This is a genomic window from Bacteroidota bacterium, from assembly GCA_016183775.1.
GTDB lineage: Bacteria > Bacteroidota > Bacteroidia > JABDFU01 > JABDFU01 > JABDFU01.
The window spans coordinates 15,588-32,833 of record JACPDY010000052.1; the positions used below are offsets into that span (position 1 = coordinate 15,588).

Genomic DNA, 17,246 nt, shown 5'->3' on the forward strand with positions numbered 1-17,246 from the left:
AAATTATGCGACAACATAAATAGCAAAGTTAAAGTCCGGGGCGATGAAAAAATCTTCATTAGCTGCCTGCTGATCAACTGCTCTGACAGTTACAACAAATGGCCGATAGCTAATAATCGGCGTTTTCCTGTAACCCGATCAGCATAACTATTTTCGCTCTTTTTTTTACATTGGTGCCGGAGGGAGGAATATCGTACTCAATGTAATAGGTGCCTATTTTGGGAGGTTCGAAAAGACAAAAATCTTTGTCAATCACATTGTTGTTATCATACACTTTACGGCGGTATTTATTTCCTTCGGGCTTATCATAAATACGCATTGCCAATTGTTCGCCCAGGCCGGTCGTACAAAATATTAACTTATACTTCCTTCCTGCAAATACCGTAAATTCAATTTCTTCCTTTTGATTCTTTTTTGGGAGCAGCACAATATCCCTTACCGCATAACTATCCAGTTCATACAATCCCAAATTGGACTTATACTCCGCCACCATATTATTTACTTCCTTCTGCGAAAAACTTTTGCCGGTAAATAACATCATGGATAAAATTGTAAACAGAACTGGCATCATATTTTTCATTGCTGCCCCCCTGCGGCTCTTATAGCACTACCGCTTTGTAGACTATTATACGTATCCGCAATGTGCTTTGTTGCACTATTTGGATGAATTCGCAGGGGAAATAACAGTTAAATACGCTTAAATAAAAGGAGTAGAGCTGATTACGGTGCAATTGCCGTCCCAAAGGGTTGAATGTTGCCCAGAAATGGGTATAACAGTATTGCTTGCTTTGGTGATAATATTATCCCCATTAATAATGTTAATTTCGATAAATATTCGGACATTAGAGTTGCATAAAAATGAAACCGGTACGATTTATAGGTAAAGACAGGACTGAGTTCTCGGCCACGCTGCGAAAAAATGTAAACAACTATTTCAGGGAAAATAATATCTCTGTGAATGGTAACAGAATCCTGTTTTTAAAAACCGCCATACTTTCCGCATTATACATAATCCCATTTATTTTGATACTTACCATCCCAATGAAGGGTATCACTGCACTCCTTCTATGCGCAGTGATCGCGATCGGGATGTCGGGTATTGGGATGTCGGTTATGCACGATGGCGGGCATGGCGCGTACTCCGATAAGAAATGGGTCAACAAGATCATGGCAAAAACCATGTATATACTGGGGGGCTGTGTTTTTAACTGGAACATGCAGCACAATATCATGCATCATACATTCACCAACATACTGGGGTATGACGAAGATATAGAGCCCCGTGCAGTTATTCGTTTAAGTCCGCATGCCCCTGCACTGAAATTTCAGCGCTTTCAACACATCTACGCGCTCTTTCTGTATGGAATGATGTCCCTTTCATTGGTGACAAAAGATTTCCGGCAACTCTGGTTGTATTATAAGAAAGGTGTATTAAAGCAGCAAAATGCAGAACCTGTCGCCGAATTTTTGACATTATTTACTACTAAGGTGCTTTACCTGTTCACGGCTATTGTTCTGCCTGTATTACTTACAGACTTCAGCTGGTGGCAGGTGCTGATTGGATTTTTGCTCATGCATTTTATATCCGGTGTTATTATGAGTACCATTTTCCAGATGGCTCATATTGTTGAAGGGGCCGATCATCCTTTGATAAATGTTGAAGGAAATATTGATAACGAATGGGTTATTCACCAGCTATATACAACTTCTAATTTTGCCCGAAACAATGCACTGCTGAACTGGTTCATAGGAGGACTTAATTTCCAGATTGAGCATCACTTGTTTCCGAATATCAGCCATGTTCACTACCCTGCCATCGCCCCTATTGTTGAAAAAACTGCTTATGAATTCGGATTGCCCTATAACATGAAACCCACCTTCTTTGGCGCGCTGAAGTCGCATCTGCGGACATTGAAAGAATTTGGCGAGAGAAAAGCCGCGGCAGCATAAGCTATCAAAATGAAAAATCAATTATTTATTTTTCTATTTGTATTACCTTTTATTGTACCGGTCTTTTCACAGGAAAATTTTTCAACTGCAAAATTAATCCCGTTTGATGAGGAAGGATGTAGAACCGATGCTAAAAAAGCAGGTATATTGGAAAGTGAATTAGATGGCTACGTTAATTATAAAAAATTCTATTATTATTCAACGAAGCAATCTCATATCAGCCAATTAAAAATAGTTAGCCCTATTGTACAAAATACAAAAGTTGCATCTCCATGTGACAATACTGATTTTGAACAACAAAATTTTAATTCCTGGACTGCAGATACGGGTTCTATTAATTCTATCACTGATGCAGCAACTTACGCAAGTGGGTTTTCGAATATTGGGAATAATGCATCATTGCTTAACCCTTTAGCCAGACATACAATTTTTACCATCAAGCCATCTTTTAATATATTGCCAGTCCCGCCTCCGTACACTGGTTATGATGAACGTTTAGACTTCAAGGATTTGACAATGCCTATAGATTCAGCCATCGCCTATGTTGCTCCAAACGGAGGCAATGTTTCTGTTAGATTGGGCAATGCAGTTGCTGGCGGGAAAACAGAAAGATTAAAGAAAACCTTTATTGTTGATGCCAATAGCTCTGCCTTTACTTACAGTTTTGCAGCGATACTGGAGAGTCCCACAGCACACTCTCCACTTGAGCAGTCACGATTTACTTTCCGACTACTTGATTCGAATGACTCTTTGGTTCCGGGCTCGTGTTCGCTTTATGAAGTTTATGCTGGAAAAGATTCTACCCATATTATATTTAATGATTCTATATGTCGAACCTCGATGTTTGGAACGACAACCTGTACCTTTACCACTTTCGATTTTGTAAACTGGACCACTGTGGGTGTTGATCTTTCCGCGTACCTCGGCCAACAAATAACTGTGGAATTTTCAACTCGCGATTGCTCGTTGTCCGGACATTTCGGATATGCGTATGTTGATGCAAAATGTTCCCCCTTTGAGATTAAAACAAATTTTTGCATGGGAGGAGGGAAAATAATATTAACAGCTCCTGATGGCTACGTTAACTACCAATGGAAAGATCCAACAAATAGCAATTTTTCAAATAAGCAGGAAGTGGAACTTAACAATCCCAAGATCGGAGATGAATATACAGTTCTATTGACTTCAGTCACCGGCTGCACATCAACATTAAAATCCAAGATTGCGAATTGTGGAACCGGGATATATGAATTAGATAATAATTTAAACTTTAGTATCTATCCTAATCCAGCAATCACTGATATTACAATAGAAACCTTAACAAACAAACCATATACATCCGAACTGTTCAACATATTAGGTGAGCTGGTTTATACCAGTAAACAAGTATTAACGGGCAAAACAATCATTGATGTTAGCTCATTTCCGAAAGGCATTTATGTAGTTCATACCCGTGATTTACATTTTGGTGTCGCCATGAAGCAAAGAATAGTTATCCAATAAAATAATGCCCCTCCCTAAAGCACTTTTGCCGAATTTCAAAATCTCAAATTCACCTCGTCATTAACCATTATCATCTACCCCAAACCCGATCACCAACACGTCATCCGTTTGCTCATTACTTCCCTTCCACGACTTGTGACTTTCGTAAAGTCGCTTATGCTGAATATTAAAATCGAGTCCAGCGATTTCGATGAGTAATTGCTGCAAATTTTTTATGAGAAATTTTTTGCTGTTGGGACCTCCGAACTGATCGGCATAACCATCACTGAACATATAAAACCTGTCGCCCTTTTCGATCGCAATGTGATGATTGGTATAGGATTGTGCTGTGTCTTCATATCCGCCAATCGGGCGCTTATCACCTTTGTATTCCATTATCGCCTTGTCGCGAACAACATACAGTGGCCTGTTGGCTCCCGCAAAATCGATCGTGTTATGTTCAAGATCAACGAGGCACAGAGATACATCCATTCCATCCCGGGTCTCACTGTATTTGCCCTCCTGCTTTAAGGCATTTACAACACCCCGGTTCATCTGGTTCAATACTTCAGCGGGAACAATATCGGGGTTGGAGGGGATAATATGGTCAAGTAAATTATTTCCTATCATTGACATTAATGCGCCCGGGACGCCATGCCCTGTACAATCGCAGGTGGCAATAAAAAATCTTTTCTTCGGTTTTAGCTCATGAAAAAAATAAAAGTCGCCGCTCACAATGTCTTTTGGCGAATACAAAACAAATGAGCCGGGCAGATTTTTCCGGATCAGATCGAGTGGAGGTAAAATGGCGGTTTGTATTTTTTTCGCGTAGTTAAGGCTATTCAACACATCCTTATTATGCTCCTGAATTATCCGGTATGATTCTTCCAGCTCACGTTTTACCTCCTCTTCATTTACAAGAACAAATCGCACATAGCGCAATAACATTATTGCGACCACAATAAAAATGACCAACGAAATGCCCATGTTCCTGTAAAGCTTCACATCGGCCACATGCAAAAAATCGTCATACTTTTCGTCCACCTCCAGTATGCCTACAACAACATTATTTTTGTTTTTAATCGGGCTAAAAGCGGTTAACCACGTTCCATACTCATCCGTATAGGCTTCAATTGTGCCGCCCTTCGTGTAATCATCATAAAATTTCTTGTGAAACTGTTCATACGGATCAAGGTAATACGGTGTATCACTTGAATTCACCACATACGAAAAATGTTTCGCGGCGCTGTCAAAATAAAGTGTAGCGATCTCCGACTGCAGGTTATTGGCCGTATATCCTTTTGCAAGCTCCTGCTGTATTTTATGGTAAACCGAATCCTGTTCATTCGTTTTAATGGCTCCTTTTTCCTTATATGTTTTTATCAGGTACTGGTGTTCGTCCCCGTTTACCTGCAAAGCGAGGGTTTTAGCAATGGCCTCCAGCTTTAATAAGGTCTGCGCCTGAAATTCCAGGTAGGATGTTATTGTAAAGTACCCCATCAGGAATATCAAACCGGCCAATACCACCAAAACAACTTTGGTGCTGGTCTTTTTGCGGCGTAATAAGGGTATACGAATCATTTATACTCAAACCTACATGATTTTTTTGAAAAAGAATGTAAAAAAACAGATGAAATACTTGTGCTGGCAGCGGATACATACAAATAAAACTTTCAGAAATTAGCTGCCTGTTTCGTATCTTAACCGCGCTCAATTTTTAAAAATAATTTCAACTATGACAAACATGGTTTTACATAAAGCCGAAACACGCGGGCATGCCCAACATGGCTGGCTTGACGCGCACCACACATTTAGTTTCGCGAATTATCACGATCCGGCACGCATGCACTTTGGCGTATTACGTGTATTGAATGATGATATCATTGATGGAGGAGGAGGCTTTGGAATGCATCCGCATGATAACATGGAGATCATTACCATTCCTATTGAAGGTGAGTTAGAGCACAAGGACAGCATGGGTAATGTCGGTGTCATCCGCCAGAATGAAGTACAGGTAATGAGTGCCGGTACAGGTATTCATCATTCGGAATACAACAAAAATTCTGACAAAAAAATTAACCTGCTCCAGATATGGATCTTCCCGAATAAACGCAATGTAACTCCGCGTTACGACCAGATCAGCTTCGATCCCAAAGACAGGGTAAATAAATTGCTGCAAATAGTTTCTCCGAACGCGAATGAAAAAGGCCTTTGGATCCACCAGGATGCCTGGTTCCATTTGGGGAATCTCGACAAAGACCTTTCAATTGATTACACCCTGAAGAAAAAGGGGAATGGCATTTACTTATTTGTGATCAGCGGCTCTGTGTTTGTTGAGGATCAATTATTGAACAAGCGCGATGGCATTGGTGTTTGGGCCATTGATAAAATAAAAATAAAGGCTGAAGCAACAAGTGAAATTCTGATCATGGAAGTTCCTATGCAATAAATAAGCCTACATCAAATACGATTTTTTTTGTGGACTTTCGTGTTCCTGCCTGCCGTAACAAGGGCCAGCGCGTTGGCAGGCAGGTTTGTGTTTTAGTGGCATACGGCAAAAAATTCTACAATGAGCAAAGAAATGGTCATACTTGTCGATGAAAATGATAACTCGACAGGCGTATGCGAAAAACTGGAAGCTCATCAGAAAGGATTATTGCACAGGGCCTTTTCTGTTTTTGTTTTTACAAATGAGAATAAATTAATACTTCAAAAAAGATCGGATAAAAAATATCATTCCGCCGGCCTATGGACCAATACCTGCTGCGGGCATCCCCGGCCTGATGAGGATGTAAAAGCTGCGGCGCAGCGACGCTTAACAGAAGAAATGGGAATTGCCTGTGAACTACAACATCATTCTCAATTTACCTACAGAACAACTTTTAAAAACAAGCTCATAGAACATGAACTCGATCATATTTTCATCGGCCGTTCAAACGAAATACCACAATTGAATTTTGACGAAGTGTCGGAATGGAAAGCGATCGGGATAGTGGAATTAAAAAATGATATTTCACAGCATCCGGATAATTATACTTATTGGTTTAAACTATGTGTTAACAATATCGACGAAATGAAAAACAAATTCATTTAGCACATAAAAGAATTCATGCAAAATAAAAAAATCATTTTACTGTTATTAACTATTGTTCTTCTCCCCTATGCGATCATCAGCTTCTATTGTCACCCTGCCGGTGACGATTTTTCATACGCTGCTTCATCTATACATAAAGGATACTGGTTCTCTTACTTTCGCGACTACCATGTCTGGAACGGGCGCTATACTTCCAACTTCCTTGTATTCGCTTCGCCATTGGTGTGGAACTCATTTTTCATATATAAATTGATCCCACTCTTGTTATTATGCCTCACTTATTTTGCGCTTCTGTTTTTTATACAAACAATAACCAACAAGAAAATTACGGGAACTGAATTGCACTTATTCGCTTCGGTCATACTCGCATTATATTTATACAATGCTCCTTCATTCACCGAAACATTTTACTGGTATACAGGCGCAGTTACGTATCAACTGGCAAATGTGTTAACCCTGGTATACTTAGCCCTTTTGTACCGGTATTGTGATCACGACTATTGTTTTAACAGAACAATACACATAAGCCTGATGCTCTTTCTTATACCGGCAATATGCGGGTTCAATGAAGTGATCATGCTGTTCATGTTAGCCTTCCACGCACTTTTTATTTTTAAATGGGGCAGGTTCAAAAAAGAAAACAGGAGTATCGCCTTTCTTCTTTTATTTATTGTGGCAGGCGCCGCTTCCATCATGCTCTTCGCACCGGGCAATAACGGACGCGCTTCAAATTTTCCTGCTAAATATCAATTGCTCCATTCGCTCTGCATGACCGCTCTGCAAATGGTCCGGTTCATGTTCAAGTGGATAATACAGGTTCCGCTTATTGCCGCTACTGTTTTATTTGTGCCTGTAAGCAAACGTCTCGCGGAAGTTTCCTCATTTTTCAGGAATAAATTTTATGTTTCACCGCTCATTACCTTTTTGTGTTTGCCCGCCATACTTTTTTTATGTGTGTTTCCCGCCTATTGGAACATGGGGATGTTGGGCCAGCACCGCACACTTAACGTGGCCTACTTCTTTTTTATTCCACTTTGGTTCATGAACGTACACCTCGCGGTCGGCTATCTTTCTTCCAAAGTTCAACAAACAATCATACCAAACAGAAAATACACAGTAGTGTTTATCCTGCTGCTTTTTGCCGGAATGTTCCTTGCCAATAACGGATATATGGTTTGTATTGATCTCCTGAGCGGAAAAGCGACATCCTATGACATCGAAATGAATGAACGCTATGTTATACTCAGATCAGCTGCTGCTGTAGGGACGAAGGAGGTGATCGTGTCAAACTTAGATTCAAAGCCGGCAGCGCTGCATATTTTCGATATTACATGCGAGCCCGGGAATTGGATAAATAAAAGTAACGCGGATTATTTTGGATTAGAGAGAGTGCGGCTCAGGACGTGCGATTGATACGCGTCCATTGATCGGGGGGAAATTCTTTAAAGGTTTGAATATTCTTCCTTCAAAAACTCCTTGTAATCCCCAAGGTTTGCCATAACCTGCAACTCACGGTAACGAATATGAAACTCCTCGTCACTTGTGATCTTGTTCAATTCAGAGATCCTGAACTTGTCAAAATTGCGTAAGGCTAATGCTTCGCTTGATGAAAGCTCAATATTGTTGAACTCTTTGTAACGTAAGTCGTTTATACTTACTATACCTGTAAGTTCAGCCTTGAGACTTTGCCGGGTACCTGTGTTTTGCTGAATAGCCATATCTGTTTAGGTTTTAGCAAAAATAGGTCGCTAAACAACTGCATTTATGTGGTTCTTAGTGTACTTTTCAACATCAGAGTGTTGAAACGGACGCAATTTGCACACTTCTGTCTACTGCTATCACTTCCACTCAATGCTCATTCTTCCCTTGAACTGTGCAGCTTTTTGATGTATCTTCGCAACCCATTGTGAACTACATTGTGCCGCCCTTTCAGGACTTCAACGCCCAATGAGCTCACAATAAATTTTATACAGACCCATGTTTCAAACGTACGATGTAATAGTAGTTGGTGCCGGACATGCCGGTTGTGAAGCTGCTGCTGCTGCTGCAAACATGGGATCAAAGGTATTGCTGGTTACAATGAACATGCAAACCATTGCCCAGATGAGCTGCAACCCTGCTATGGGAGGCATTGCCAAGGGACAGATTGTACGCGAGATCGACGCGCTGGGAGGTTATTCAGGAATTATTAGTGACAAGACCGCTATACAGTTCCGCATGCTTAACCGCTCTAAGGGTCCTGCCATGTGGAGCCCGCGTACACAAAACGACAGGCAGTTGTTTGCCAACGAATGGAGGCTGATGCTGGAACAAACACCCAATGTTGATTTTTTCCAGGACATGGTGAAGTCGTTAATAGTAACAGGAGACGAGGGCGAGGGACGAGGGAAAAAAGTTTCAGGAATTGTTACCGGTATGGGAATGGAGATCCGTGGAAAGTCTGTCATCCTGACTAACGGTACTTTTTTAAACGGCCTTATTCATATTGGCGATAAACAATTCGGCGGAGGCCGTACAGGTGAAAAGGCCGCGACTGGAATTACGGAACAGTTAGTGACATTGGGTTTTGAAAGCGGCCGCATGAAAACCGGAACACCTCCGCGCATTGATGGCCGCTCACTCGATCATTCAAAAATGGAAATACAGAATGGTGATGAAGACCCCGCCAAGTTCTCGTTCCTGGACAACACCTCCCCATTTGAAAAAAATTCAACGTTCCCCAAAAAACAACACAATTGCTGGATTACCTATACCAATGCTGCGGTACACGATATTTTGAAAACGGGTTTTGAAAAATCACCGATGTTCACCGGCCGTATCAAAGGTCTTGGTCCGCGTTACTGTCCTTCAATCGAGGACAAGATCACCCGCTTTGCTGAACGTGAACGCCACCAGTTATTTGTTGAACCCGAAGGCTGGGATACTGTGGAAGTTTACCTGAATGGATTTTCAACATCATTACCCGAAGATGTTCAATATGCGGCGTTAACAAAAATACCCGGCTTCGAAAAGGCAAAGATGTTCAGACCCGGCTATGCCATAGAGTATGATTATTTTCCTCCGCAACAGTTGCATCTCACGCTTGAAACAAAACCGGTCAGGAATTTATACTTCGCAGGACAAATAAACGGCACCACCGGTTATGAAGAGGCAGCCTGCCAGGGAATAATGGCCGGCATTAACGCGCACCTTAAAATCAACGATCGGGCTCCTTTCATTTTACAGCGTTCCGAAGCATACATTGGTGTACTGATCGATGACCTTGTAACGAAAGGAACGGATGAACCTTATCGCATGTTCACTTCACGTGCGGAATACAGGATATTACTTCGCCAGGACAATGCAGATGTACGCTTAACCCCCAAATCATTCGAACTCGGACTCGCAAGCAAAGAACGTTACGAACGCGTACAGGAAAAAGTAAAACAAAGTCATGAAGTGATGCGTTACTTTAAAAACGAAAGCATCGATCCTTCAGAGATCAACCCTGTGCTTGAAGCTGTAGGCTCCAGTCCTATCAATCAAAAAGTAAAAATGTTCAACGTGTTGGCACGGCCTAACGTAACAATAATTGATTTTACACTTTATTGTATCCGCATTAAAGAGTTTTTGCAACAATTTCGTTGGGAAAGTGTGGTGCAGGCCGAAATATTAATGAAATACGAAGGCTACATCTCAAAAGAAAGCGAAATGGTTGACAAACTTCAACGCCTTGAGGAATTAGTGCTCCACGAAGATTTTGATTATAAACAACTCACCTCTCTTTCGTCTGAAGCCCGTGAAAAACTGGCAAAGATCCGTCCGCGCACCATTGGCCAAGCTTCACGCATTAGCGGAGTAAGCCCTGCCGACATCTCTATTTTAATGGTATACATGGGAAGATAATGTGAGTATTCAAACAGATCTTCCTTTTGTATTTAATATTAAAATTCTGATTGTCAATCATTTAACGAAGCGTTTTGAACTCAATTTTCTTTAATCACTGTTTATTCTTGGTTTTTGTCAATTTCCATTATATTTGTTTTTACGACTTACAGATTTGGAGGTTTTGCCAAGTAGGCGGATTTATATGGCCACTTTTGCAGGCCCCATTTTTCTTGTTGCTTTTTAATACTTTAGAAATAACTTACACCAACTCATGAACCACTCATTTACAGTAAAGGTTTTGTATGACGAATCACTTGAAGACATGCTAATAGCCGCAAAACTTACTCATATTACTCCTGATATTACCAGTAAGAATTTTCCACCCTCTATAAAGAAAGGAGAAATAACGGTAGAATTGGTAATAGTAGATTTAAAAAAGAAAATGAAGAGGCCAGATTTAATTAAAGAGCTTGCTGCGAAAGGGTTACGACTTGCAACACTTCCTGAGTTACTAGCTTTAACTCGTGATTATTATGATGAGCTTAAAGATATCAACAGACTTGTGGCACCTGGTTCATTATGGGGAATTAAAATGGCATATCTTTCAGGTGGTGGAAAGAGTATTGCTTGGTGCACAAAAGAATGGAGAGACTGGTATACCTGTCTTGCCGCAAAACTTTAAACTAATCATGAATTTCTGTTACCTGAAAAGAATTAAACCATTGAGCCTGTGGTGCCTTTGAACGGCAGTGTGGATTTTTAAGGGATTCATATTATGGTTTGTTTTTATCAATAATCTGTATTAACTTTGTACTCGATGTTTACGGTACAGATAAGAGGGGACAACAGTCCCCTCTTCTTTTTCTCAGATTGTTTGAGGTATTCCAGGAGATCGAACAGTTAAAAAAATGATTTCGGTACAACACATAACAGAATTAGTTATAGAGGCCATTACAGGAACTGATATTTTCCTGGTTGATCTGAAAGTTACACCAGATAATAAGATCACTATCTACCTGGATAACAGCACACGCATCACGATCGGCGAATGTGCGAATGTGAGCCGTTATGTGGAAGAAAAACTTAACCGTGAGGTGGAAGATTTTGAGCTTACTGTATCATCGCCCGGTTTGGATGAACCGTTCAAGCACATCCTGCAGTATAAAAAACGCATAGGGAACCAAGTGGCTGTTGTTACAAAAGAAGGACAAAAAGTGGTAGGCAAACTGAATAATGTTGATGATAACGGGATCAGTATAGAACAAAAAAGCAAAGAAAAAACAGAAGGAAAAAAAGGCCGGCAGGTCATTATTAATAATGTAAACTTAATGTTTAACCAGATAAAAGAAACCAAATTAGTTTTAACATTTTAATTCATCAAAATCAAATCAAATGGAAACCGTAAATTTAATTGACTCGTTTCAGGATTTCAAAGAAATAAAGAATATCGACAAGGCAACCCTTATGAACATCCTGGAGGATGTTTTCAGAAGTGTGCTTACAAAACGTTACGGCACCTCCGAAAACTACGATATTATTGTAAATCCTGATAAAGGTGACCTTGAGATCATGCGCAACCGTTTTGATTACAACGAAGGCATACACATAAGCTTAAGTGACGCGAAAAAAATTGACGACTCTTTCGAGATCGGAGAGGAAGTTTCCGAACCTGTTCATATTGACGACTTCGGCCGCCGTACGGTTTTGGCTATTCGTCAGAATCTTATTTCACGCGTTCTAGACCTTGAGAAAGACGCTATTTACCGTAAATACAAAGAACGTATAGGTGAAATCGTTGCGGGCGAAGTGTATCAGATCTGGAAAAAAGAGATCCTTGTCCTTGATGATGATGGCAATGAACTATTAATGCCAAAATCGGAACAGATCCCAACCGACTTTTTCAAAAAAGGCGACAGCATTCGTGCCGTAGTTGCGCGTGTTGAAATGAAAAACAATTCTCCCGTTATCATCCTATCGCGTACATCGCCATTATTCCTTGAGCGTTTGTTTGAACAGGAAGTACCTGAAGTATTTGACGGACTCATCACTATTAAGAAAATTGTACGCGAACCCGGCGAACGCGCTAAAGTGGCAGTTGAATCGTACGACGACCGCATTGACCCGGTCGGAGCGTGCGTGGGAATGAAAGGATCCCGCATACATGGTATTGTCCGCGAATTAAAGAACGAAAATATAGATGTAATCAATTATACAACTAACTCAACATTATTTATCACACGCGCACTAAGTCCTGCCAAGATCACCACAATAAAACTGGACGAGGAAGCAAAACGTGCGGATGTTTATTTACGCCCCGAAGAAGTTTCAAAAGCAATTGGTAAAGGCGGACACAACATTAAGCTGGCCGGCAAACTAACAGGATACGAGATCGATGTTTACCGTGATACAGATACGGATCATGAGGACGTTGACCTGGAAGAATTTGCAGATGAAATTGAAAGCTGGATCATTGATGAACTTAAAGCTATAGGCTGTGATACTGCCAAGAGCGTGCTTGAATTAAGCGAAGAGGAATTGGTTAAACGTACAGACCTTGAAGAAGAAACGATCAAGGAAGTGCGGGGGATTCTTAAATCAGAGTTTGAGTAAAATGTATCGGTTGTTGGTTGTTAGTCAATAACCGGCATCCAAAACCAACAACAGATAACTAACAACAAACAACTTACAACAAAATATGTCAGAAACCCTTAAAGTTCACCGATTAAGTAAAATTGCCAAAGAACTCAATGTGAGTACTTCAACTATCATTGATTTCCTCAAAGGCAAAAAATACGATATTGAGAACAACCCCAACGCGAAGATCTCAGATGATATTTATACGGTTCTATTGGGCGAGTTCCGGTCGGAGAAAGAAATTAAGGAAGAATCGAAAAAGGTAACATTACCAAAAATAAAAAAAGAAGATATTACTCTTGAAGGAAATACACGCGTTGGGAATAAGAAGTTAAGTGACCAGGAAGATATCGTCATTAAAAATATTCACGGCGCTACTTCCGATGCAGAGATCTTTAAACCTAAAACTGACAAAGAAGTAAGTGTAAAAGTTGTATCGAAGATCGATCTTGATGCATTGTCTCCTAAGGCAAAAACAGAAGAACCGGTAAAAGAAGAAAAGCAAGTCAAGGGGAAGAAAAAAACAGAGAGTGAAGCTCCTGTTCAAGCACCCGTTGAGCCTCCTGTAGAAAAGAAGGAAGATTTTTTCGAAACAAAAGTTCAGAAACTGGAAGGCCCCACTATTGTCGGAAAGATTGACCTGCCGGTTTCCGAAGAGAAAAAGAAACAACCTATTGCTTCATCAGCCGGCGGTTCACTTGAAAATGATAAAAAGAAAAAACGTAAACGTATCCGTAAAGGACTCACTGAAGGGGAAATAGGCAATATTGCGGCAAGTGGCGAAAAATCAAAATTCAGCCCTGGAACCGCCCGCGGACGCGGCAGGGGAAGAGAACCAAAAGTGGCCCTCACCGAAGATGAAGTTCAAAAGCAGATCAAGGAAACACTTGCGCGTTTAAGTAACCAGGGCTCCAAATCAAAAACATCCAAATACCGTAAGTTAAAACGCGAAGAGGTCCGCGAACAAATGGAAGAGGATGCAATGAAGCAGGCCGAAGAGAAAAAGGTATTAAAAGTGACCGAATTCGTATCTGCCAGTCAGCTTGCATCCATGATAAACGTTCCCGTTAACGAGATCATTCAAACCTGCATGAGCCTGGGAATGTTCGTTTCGATCAACCAGCGGCTCGATGCCGAAGCTATCGCCATTGTCGCCGAAGAGTTTGGATACAAAGTGGAGTTTGTGAGTGTTGAGGTTGTTGAAGCGATCAAAACAGAAGAGGATGCCCCTGAGGACCTGCTTCCTCGTTCCCCTATTGTTACTGTAATGGGCCACGTTGACCATGGTAAAACATCATTACTTGACTATATCCGTAAAGCTAACGTTATTGCCGGTGAGGCAGGTGGCATTACCCAGCACATTGGCGCATATAGCGTGGAACTTGAAAACGGTAAACATATTACATTCCTCGATACTCCCGGTCACGAAGCCTTTACAGCTATGCGTGCCCGTGGTGCACAGGCAACTGACCTTGCTATTATAGTGATCGCGGCTGATGACAGCGTGATGCCCCAGACACGTGAGGCGATCAACCACGCCCAGGCAGCAGGTGTACCTATTGTTATCGCGATCAATAAAATTGATAAACCCGGAGCTAACCCGAATAAGATACGTGAAGACCTGTCACAAATGAACATCCTTGTTGAAGAATGGGGTGGAAAAGTTCAGTGCCAGGAAATATCGGCGAAGAAAGGAACAGCTGTGGATTTGTTACTGGAGAAAGTCCTGCTCGAAGCGGAAATGCTTGACCTGAAGGCGAACCCAAAGAAACGCTCACAGGGTATAGTTATTGAAGCCTCACTTGATAAAGGCAAAGGATATGTTGCAACAATGCTTGTCAGCTCCGGCACCATGCATGTTGGGGACGTAATACTGGCCGGTTGTTACAGCGGACGTGTTAAAGCCATGCATAACGAACGCGGCGCGCCGATTGAAGCGGCGGGTCCCGCAAGTCCTGTAATGGTACTTGGATTAACGGGTGCACCGCAGGCCGGAGATAAATTCAATGTGATGGATGATGAACGTGAAGCCCGCGACATTGCCACCAAGCGCCTGCAGCTGCAACGGGAACAAGGCATACGCACACAAAAACACATTACACTTGATGAGATCGGACGGCGTCTGGCGATCGGCGATTTCAAAGAACTGAATATTATACTTAAAGGCGACGTGGACGGCTCCATTGAAGCCCTCTCCGATTGGTGCCATCACTGAATCGGATGTATTGTTAGCCTCCGCTTCAAATGCAATCATTATTGGTTTCCAGGTACGTCCTTCGGCCGGTGCCCGCAAATTGGCGGAACAGGAACAAATTGATGTACGCCTTTACTCCATCATCTACGATGCCATTAACGAAGTAAAAGATGCTATGGAAGGGATGTTGGCCCCTGAATACCAGGAAAAAATTACCTGCAACGTTGAAGTGCGCGATGTATTTAACATTACAAAAGTCGGAACAGTTGCCGGTTGCATGGTGATCGACGGCAAGATCAGCCGTAACACTAAGGTTCGTTTAATACGCGATGGAATTGTTGTACACTCGGGCAGTCTCGGCTCACTTAAACGCTTTAAAGACGATGCCAAAGAAGTGGCTACCGGCTTTGAGTGCGGACTGAATATGGAGAATTTTAATGACATTAAAGTCGGCGATATTATTGAAGGTTATGAACAGGTTGAGGTGAAAGCGAAATTGTAATTAACAAACTGAAGTTATTAATAAGCGCGGCACAAAGTGTCGCGTTTTTTGTTTAGCAGTATATTTGTTATCTATTCAGGCTCTCAACTGTGTTAAATGACCTATTTAAATTTTTACGAAGCGTTAATAAACCGGATAAATCATAGACAAGATTAATAACCCCTAATGGAAATAGATTTAATACCAATACAACAATCTTTACAATGAATAACATTAAACTATTTGAAAGCAAAAAAGTCAGAACTCATTGGGACGAAAAAGAGGAGCAATGGTATTTTTCTATTATTGATGTAGTTGAAATTTTAACAAACAGCCCTAATCCAAGAGATTATTGGTTTAAAATGAAAATAAGAATTAAAACAGAAGATGGGCTTGAACTGTCGACAATTTGTCGACAGTTGAAATTAAAAGCCAATGATGGAAAAATGAGAGAACCCGATATAGCTGATACAAAGGTTTTATTACGTATTAAATGACCTATTTAAATTTTTACGAAGCGCCAATAAACTGGATCCATAATAAACTGAACAAACGGCAGTTTCTTATTTTCTCCAGCATGCTTGTGGGTTTAACCGCAGGACTTGCGGCAGTCATCCTTAAAACACTGGTGCATTTTATTCACGAGGCCATCACACACGACTACCACTTCAAATTTCAGTATTACCTGTATATTTTTTTTCCGCTCATCGGCATCCTGCTCACTGTTTATAGTGTAAAACGTTTCCTTCACGGTAAACTGGGAAGAGGTACAGCTAATATCCTGCATGCGATCATCAAAAAGTCGGGGATACTTCCGAAAGACCAGATGTATTCGCATGTTATAACCAGCGCACTCACCGTGGGCTTTGGAGGCTCCGCAGGCCTGGAGTCACCTATGGTAACAACAGGTTCCGCGATAGGCTCGAACTATGCAAGAACCTATCATTTAACCTATAAAGACAGGGTCCTGCTCCTGGCTAGCGGTGCCGCTGCCGGAATTGCAGCCGCATTTAATTCTCCTATAGCGGGAGTGCTGTTCGCATTGGAAGTTCTTTTAGCCGATGTAAGCATTTCCGCATTTATCCCCCTAATTATATCAGCGGCAATTGGCGCACTCTGTTCAAAGATCATACTTCAGGAAGGGATCCTTCTTTCATTTCACTTTCTTGAACCTTTCAATTATCGTTACGTTCCTTTTTATGCGCTGCTTGGTGCGCTTGCAGGACTCGTGTCTGTTTATTATTCGCGTACATTTACACGGATCGAAAAACTTTTAAAACCGGACAAAGAACATCCCTACAGGAAAGCAATAATGGGCGGAGTTATACTGGCCGGACTTATTCTTTTATTTCCATCATTGTTCGGCGAAGGATATAGCAGTATCATCTCCTTGTCTCAAATGAAGGCGGAACAACTTATGGTCAACAGTATATTTTCAGGGTACAGTAGTAATGAATGGTTCCTGCTGGTCTTTATCGGCGTAGTCATGATGGTTAAAGTTATTGCTACATCGGTTACTATTAACAGCGGTGGCAATGGCGGAA

14 protein-coding genes and 1 pseudogene are annotated in these 17,246 nt (G+C 41.3%); 12 read left to right on the forward strand and 3 right to left on the reverse strand.

From position 1 onward, the window contains the following. Positions 1-109 precede the first annotated feature (109 nt). Positions 110-571 (reverse strand): hypothetical protein, encoded by a 462-nt coding sequence (locus HYU69_06855; GenBank protein MBI2270066.1) that lies wholly within the window; start codon positions 569-571, stop codon positions 110-112. A 287-nt stretch (positions 572-858) separates the two neighbouring features. Here HYU69_06855 and HYU69_06860 point away from each other — a divergent pair, with 287 nt between their 5' ends. Both HYU69_06860 and HYU69_06865 read left to right on the forward strand, forming a co-directional pair. Beyond that, on the forward strand, positions 859-1,950 hold the full coding sequence (locus HYU69_06860; protein MBI2270067.1) for an acyl-CoA desaturase: 1,092 nt from the start codon (positions 859-861) through the stop codon (positions 1,948-1,950). Positions 1,951-1,959: 9 nt separating this feature from the next. Further along, positions 1,960-3,453, forward strand: a complete 1,494-nt coding sequence (locus HYU69_06865) for a T9SS type A sorting domain-containing protein (GenBank protein MBI2270068.1) — start codon at positions 1,960-1,962, stop codon at positions 3,451-3,453. Between the two features lie 60 nt (positions 3,454-3,513). On the opposite strand, the gene HYU69_06870 is transcribed toward HYU69_06865, so the two are convergent. Further along, positions 3,514-5,013 (reverse strand): SpoIIE family protein phosphatase, encoded by a 1,500-nt coding sequence (locus tag HYU69_06870; GenBank protein MBI2270069.1) that lies wholly within the window; start codon positions 5,011-5,013, stop codon positions 3,514-3,516. A gap of 154 nt (positions 5,014-5,167) precedes the next feature. Between HYU69_06870 and HYU69_06875 the strand changes: the two genes are divergently transcribed. From HYU69_06875 to HYU69_06885, 3 genes are all read left to right on the forward strand, one after another. After that, positions 5,168-5,881: a pirin family protein gene (locus HYU69_06875; protein ID MBI2270070.1), complete on the forward strand. Its 714-nt coding sequence runs from the start codon at positions 5,168-5,170 to the stop codon at positions 5,879-5,881. 120 nt (positions 5,882-6,001) lie between these two features. Beyond that, a complete protein-coding gene (gene idi / locus HYU69_06880; protein ID MBI2270071.1) occupies positions 6,002-6,526 on the forward strand; it encodes an isopentenyl-diphosphate Delta-isomerase in 525 nt (174 codons plus the stop codon). Between the two features lie 15 nt (positions 6,527-6,541). Beyond that, on the forward strand, positions 6,542-7,939 hold the full coding sequence (locus HYU69_06885; GenBank protein MBI2270072.1) for a hypothetical protein: 1,398 nt from the start codon (positions 6,542-6,544) through the stop codon (positions 7,937-7,939). Between the two features lie 29 nt (positions 7,940-7,968). Here HYU69_06885 and HYU69_06890 read toward each other — a convergent pair whose 3' ends face one another. Then, positions 7,969-8,244, reverse strand: a complete 276-nt coding sequence (locus HYU69_06890) for a hypothetical protein (protein ID MBI2270073.1) — start codon at positions 8,242-8,244, stop codon at positions 7,969-7,971. Positions 8,245-8,503: 259 nt separating this feature from the next. On the opposite strand from HYU69_06890, the gene mnmG reads away from it, so the two are divergent. The 7 genes and pseudogenes from mnmG to HYU69_06925 all read left to right on the forward strand — a co-directional run. After that, a complete protein-coding gene (gene mnmG, locus HYU69_06895; GenBank protein ID MBI2270074.1) occupies positions 8,504-10,411 on the forward strand; it encodes a tRNA uridine-5-carboxymethylaminomethyl(34) synthesis enzyme MnmG in 1,908 nt (635 codons plus the stop codon). Between the two features lie 253 nt (positions 10,412-10,664). After that, complete coding sequence (locus tag HYU69_06900; GenBank protein MBI2270075.1) at positions 10,665-11,075, forward strand: hypothetical protein; 411 nt, start codon at positions 10,665-10,667, stop codon at positions 11,073-11,075. A 226-nt stretch (positions 11,076-11,301) separates the two neighbouring features. Further along, complete coding sequence (rimP, locus tag HYU69_06905; GenBank protein MBI2270076.1) at positions 11,302-11,766, forward strand: ribosome assembly cofactor RimP; 465 nt, start codon at positions 11,302-11,304, stop codon at positions 11,764-11,766. A 19-nt stretch (positions 11,767-11,785) separates the two neighbouring features. After that, positions 11,786-13,003 carry a transcription termination/antitermination protein NusA gene (gene nusA, locus HYU69_06910; GenBank protein ID MBI2270077.1) on the forward strand — a complete coding sequence of 406 codons (1,218 nt, stop codon included), beginning with the start codon at positions 11,786-11,788 and terminating at the stop codon, positions 13,001-13,003. An 85-nt stretch (positions 13,004-13,088) separates the two neighbouring features. Then, positions 13,089-15,723: pseudogene (infB, locus tag HYU69_06915) on the forward strand (translation initiation factor IF-2). A gap of 203 nt (positions 15,724-15,926) precedes the next feature. Then, positions 15,927-16,199 (forward strand): hypothetical protein, encoded by a 273-nt coding sequence (locus HYU69_06920; GenBank protein ID MBI2270078.1) that lies wholly within the window; start codon positions 15,927-15,929, stop codon positions 16,197-16,199. Continuing rightward, positions 16,196-17,246 (forward strand): chloride channel protein (locus tag HYU69_06925; GenBank protein MBI2270079.1); only part of this gene is annotated, 1,051 nt, incomplete at its 3' end. The genes HYU69_06920 and HYU69_06925, both read left to right, overlap by 4 nt.